At 42.9% G+C, this 5143-nt stretch carries 3 protein-coding genes; 1 reads left to right on the top strand and 2 read right to left on the bottom strand.

Translation table 11 applies throughout. The features are described 5' to 3' along the window. Positions 1 to 2511: hypothetical protein (locus KGY70_16635; protein MBS3776827.1), on the bottom strand; the 2511-nt coding region annotated here is incomplete at its 3' end. 10 nt (positions 2512 to 2521) lie between these two features. After that, positions 2522 to 3811, bottom strand: a complete 1290-nt coding sequence (locus KGY70_16630; GenBank protein ID MBS3776826.1) for a DNA repair exonuclease — start codon at positions 3809 to 3811, stop codon at positions 2522 to 2524. A 185-nt stretch (positions 3812 to 3996) separates the two neighbouring features. Between KGY70_16630 and KGY70_16625 the strand changes: the two genes are divergently transcribed. Then, positions 3997 to 5143, top strand: a 1147-nt coding sequence (locus KGY70_16625; protein ID MBS3776825.1) for an AAA family ATPase, incomplete at its 3' end; no start/stop codon positions are given.

Here is a 5143-nt window from a genome sequence, read left to right as displayed (position 1 = left end):
CAGATCCTGACCTTCCCTCAATACAGTATCCATAGCTCTAAAGGCTGCTTCATCCTGTTCATCCAGCATCAGCTCGTACCGTCCGCTTGTAATCCGGTTAAACAATTCTTTAGCTCTAATGAACACTGCAGGTCGGTTTTGTTCTTTGGTTTCCTGCTTTAGCCGGTCTACCAACAGTTTTCCTGTAACGGAAGCCACATTGGATTCGTACAGTGTCTCCAGATTTCCAAGGGCGTTTTGCTTTTTTCTTAAAGCATCTTCCAGGGCGTTGCCCTGTTTGGCATTGCTGATATTGGTTTCAATGGTTGTGATCTCTTCATTGATTCGTTCCAGTTTTTTTGCCTTTTCTTCATAGTGGTTTGCCTTTTCCCGGGCCTGATCAGGAGTAAGAGTTAATAGCTCTTGTTGATACTGTTGGTACAGAGAATGCTCCCTGATCCTGTCATTTTTTTCGGACAATTTTTGCTTTGAAAACTGAAAATTTTTATGCGCTTCCCTGTACTTATCCAGTTGTTCCACAAGCTGTCTCACCCATTCCTTATCGCCATAATCCAGTTGCAGCTTTTCATATATTTCGCGGAGCTTACGCTTATCATTGTATATTTGTTGTTCTTTCTCTTTAACAGTTTCCTCCTGCCGTTTGATTTCCCTTGTATTTTCCCTGCGGCGGTCTTCCTCCTTTTTAAGTTCATTATAAAGGGCTCTTGCTTCGGTTGTATCTTTTGATTCCTTAACAAAATGCTCCCGGAAACGTGCATTAATCTGTTTTAATATCTGATCATGATTCTGTGATAAATTTTCCAACTGGCTTTTCAAAGCTTTCAGTTCAGCATGGGCTTGCTGCCACCTGTTCAGGTTTACCACAAAAGTGTAAAGCCCGCTGTAGTTTCTGGGGTCTTTCTCCGGAAGATGGGGTGCAGCCTGTAATTTTTCCACCCATTGATCATAAGTTTCCTTAATTTCTTCAAGCTGTTTATTTGTTGCTTCCTGTTCACTGCTTCGGTTATCGATCTTCCGGCGGATCATTTCCCTCCATTTGACGGTATGAAGTTCACTGATCAAATAATTTATAGTTTCATTGACTTTATCAATACTCCAGGATTCAGGAAGTGGTAAGCCAGTTGAATGATAATCACTTTCCCGCATGCCAATTTCTTCAGAAGGCTTTTCCTGAAGGGCAAAATAGGAAAGAACAGCTAAAAGCACAATTCCAAACAGTGCAGGCCAGCCTGCAAAAAAGGTTGCTACAGCCAGTATGGCACCGGACGCGGACAGGATAATTACCCATTTTTTGGAAGTGCCTTCCTGCCTTCTCTGTGCCTTAAGCCATGAGCCCAGGGTTTTTATGCCATGCTGTAAGGTTTCACTGTCAAATTGAACCCCATCATCATCATCAAGCGTTTTCTTCAGCTCCTCGATTTCTTTTTCAAGGAACTGATGCAGGCTAATGGTTTGATGCGCATCAAGCAGGAACTTTTCCAGTGCACTGATGTTTTTCAGATCAACTCCTTTCCATTGGTCCGGATCAATGGATTCATCTATGGCTTTTAATGCCTGATTCGCTTCTGTTTGATAATAATCAACCTGATCGTTTTTTTTCTCTATTTCACGGTTTTTTTCTTCAAGATGGGCTATTCTTTGTTCCAATTCACCCAGAATGGTATCGCTCACACCTTTTTCGGGCAGGTTCAGCTCAGCCAGCTCGTTTTCACACTGATTTATCTTATTACGGGCTTCCCGAATGGCCTGTTCAGCCGTTTCCATCCTTTCTTCAAGATCCTGTATCCGGTCATGCTCACTTCCGTTGACCTTTTCCATTACCTTCGGATAAGCTTCGTATATTTTTCTGCGTTGCTCAAGCTCCTGCTTTGCTTCCAGATATTCAATTACCTGCTCATAAAAATCTTTCAGTCTGGAAGCTTCACGGGCATCATCCCTCTCTTGGTAAAGCTTTTGAAGACGGTCTTCCTCTTTTTTTAAATCCCACTGCCTTTGCTGGACTTCTTTAAATTGCTTTTCAGCCTCCTGTACGGCTTTTTGCTCTGAAATGGCAGAGCTTCTGGCCTGATAAGAATAACCGAGCTCCTTTTCGGCAGCATTCAGATTATAGCCACCAATTGATTCCCGTACAATATAACCGGCCAGCCCTTTCTCATCAGTTTTAACCAATTCATGAAGTGCAAGCCTATAGCGGCTTTCCGTCTCAGCCGCCGGCAGGCCGGCAAAGCTATCTTTCTGACCATTCCGCTGGGTTTCTATATTTCCAAAATCCATTCTGATTTTCCAGTTCTCCCCGCCAACGTCAGCAAAAGCTTCTGCTTGCGTTTGATTATCCTTCTTTTTCCAAATCAATTCACGTATCACCCGGGCAGTAGAACTTTTGCCTGAGGCATTGGGTCCGGCAATGATGTTGATGTGGGGCGAAAAATTTTTATAGGGTTCCATTCCCCTGGGAAAACCGGGCATTTTATCTATGGATAGCTCCCTGAATATAAATGGTACCTTTTGCATTATGATGGATCTACTTTTGCTGCTGTGTCAATAAAACTCCCAGTAAACGATTGCATTCCTTCAAAATATATTCTCTGGCTTCCTTTTCCGTTTTTTGACGCAAACGGTTCTCTTTCCTTAGCGGATGATAAGCACTTGCGGAATCTATCCGGTTCACCTGCATGTACCATCCCCTTATAAGTTCATCCAAAAAGTTTGTGGATTGACCGTTTTGAATAGCCAGAATCGTCTCGGCAAGCTTGCCGGCAGGAGATTCATTCCGGGCCAATTCTTCCAGGTTTTGCACCTGAGGTTGCACATGATTAAGAACTTTCCGCACAGAAACCCTGGTACCCGTTTCCAGCTCCGTTGTATAATCCATTAGCTGATGTTTCCAGACGTCTATCTGGCCGGATTGTGAGCTTTGACCCATTAGCTCAATATCATATACCAGATAGGCCACGTTCTCCAGTTCCTGAATATAACCCCGGGCATGATCAAGCAACCCGGAGGAAAGCATATTTCTGAAGCTTTCTTCATTCTCCGCCCTGCTTACATCGATTCTCAGGGACTCATAACGAACCGGTGACAGGGGAATTCGTTTGATCCGTATATCGTGTTTCCCTTCTACCTCCAGCAAAATAGGCCCATGGACACCGGGCTCACCGGGATTCAGGGCATGTGGTGTACCGGTATAAGCCACAAAAGGATCTTTTGATTGAAACTCCACAGGTTTATGAATGTGACCCAAAATCCAGGCATCTACCGGTAATTCTTTCAGATGACCAAGAACAAGCGGTGCATATTTGCTGTCCGGGACGTTAACCTCGCCATGCAACAATCCAATGGTAACCTGATCGGGATTCGGATCAAGATTGTGTAAGGCACGGACCGGTTCCTCAGTAACATATTTTCGGGGGAAGGACCATCCGACAAACTGAACCTTCTGATCACCCCTGGAATGGGTTTGAATTTCCCAGTTCCCGCCTGACCCAAGCATATGAACATGTTTATATTGACTATTTCCCGTAATCTGAGCCAGTACATCGTGATCGTGGTTGCCTGCAATCATAAACACTTCAATGCCCGCTTTTTTCAGCCTGTCAAATCCGGACTGCAAAGGTCCTACTGCTTCAAAAAAGCGGTTGTCTTCATCTACCACATCACCGGCAAGAAGCATCACATCAATGTTGTTCCGAACACACCATTCCACCATCCGGTGCCAGGTATATTTTGTGGAGCATTCATCCGCATTTTCCGGCACCCCGGAAGCGGTCCGGCCCAAATGCAGGTCTGCCGTGGCTAATATCTTAACAGGCATATTGTCAATTTTTCCATAACAATGATTTTCTCTTCAAAAATACCAAACATTTTACGTTTTAAAAAATGTCAGTTTATGTTAATAATTTTAGCCCCCAAGAATTTCCCCTGTACATTTAAAAGTATATTTTTATAGAGCCATTCGGGGTAATCTTTTTAAAATTGTAAGAAAAAACAGGCAGCATTATGGAGGTTTTATATCATAAAGACATCAACTACAATCCGGTTAAAAAACAATTTGCCAAAACGGTCGATTACCTGCAAAACGAAAATTTTTCCGCTGCCGAGGTAAAGAAGGTGCACGGAAACGGCTATTACCGGGCCAAACTTGATTACAGGAACCGGCTTCTTTTTACACTGGGTCATTACAACAACAAATACTACATCTTGCTCCTGGAGATCATATTCAATCATGAATATCACAAATCAAGATTTTTAAAGGGCGCTGATATAGATGAATCCCGTTTTGAAACGCTGGAAGGTTCGGATGATATTAAAAACCATGACATCAATTCTCTGACCTACGTAAACCCGGAAACGTCTTATTTTCATGTATTGGATAAAATCATGTCATTTGACCGGGATCAGAATTACCTGTTCAGCTTACCTACTCCGTTTATAGTGATCGGTCCTGCCGGGAGCGGCAAAACCGCCCTTACCCTGGAAAAGATGAAAACCCTAAAGGGCTCCGTCCTGTATACCACCCTTTCTTCCTATCTGACAGAAAACTCGGCGAACCTTTTTTATGCAAATAATTATGACAATGATAAGCTCAATATAGATTTTCTCTCCTATAGGGAGTTCCTTGAAACCTTACACATCATTGAGGGAAAAGAAGCCGATTTCCGGGTTTTTAACTCCTGGTTCAACCGCCACCGGAAGAAAACATCCATCCGCAATGCGCAAAAATTATATGAAGAGTTCAAAGGCGTTATCACCGGATATAACATTGACAAACCTTACATGAGCGAAGAGGAATACCTGAATCTGGGGGTAAAACAGTCCATTTTTATTGAAGAGGAGCGCAAGCAAGCTTATGAATTGTTTAAAAAATACCTGCAGTTTCTGAAAGAAAACGGATACTACGACATCAACATCATATCCCATCAATGGTTGCCATTGTGTAAGCCCCGGTATGATTTTATCGTGGTTGACGAAGTACAGGACTTCACCAATATCCAGTTATACCTTATCCTTCAGGCGCTTAAAAAGCCCACGCAATTTATCTTATGCGGAGATTCCAACCAAATTGTACATCCCAATTTGTTTTCCTGGTCGAATGTTAAAAGCATGTTCTATTTGAATGAGATCAAGGGAAACAACATCAACATCC

It is taken from the genome of Bacteroidales bacterium (genome assembly GCA_018334875.1).
In the GTDB taxonomy this organism is placed as follows: Bacteria; Bacteroidota; Bacteroidia; order Bacteroidales; family UBA12077; genus JAGXLC01.
Note: the sequence above shows the minus strand (reverse complement) of the source record. Positions and strands in the feature narration are given on the sequence as shown.

Excerpts from the sequence above, each read along its gene's own strand:
- KGY70_16630 (MBS3776826.1), bottom strand. The coding sequence starts at position 3,811 with ATGCCTGTTAAGATATTAGCCACGGCAGACCTGCATTTGGGCCGGACC.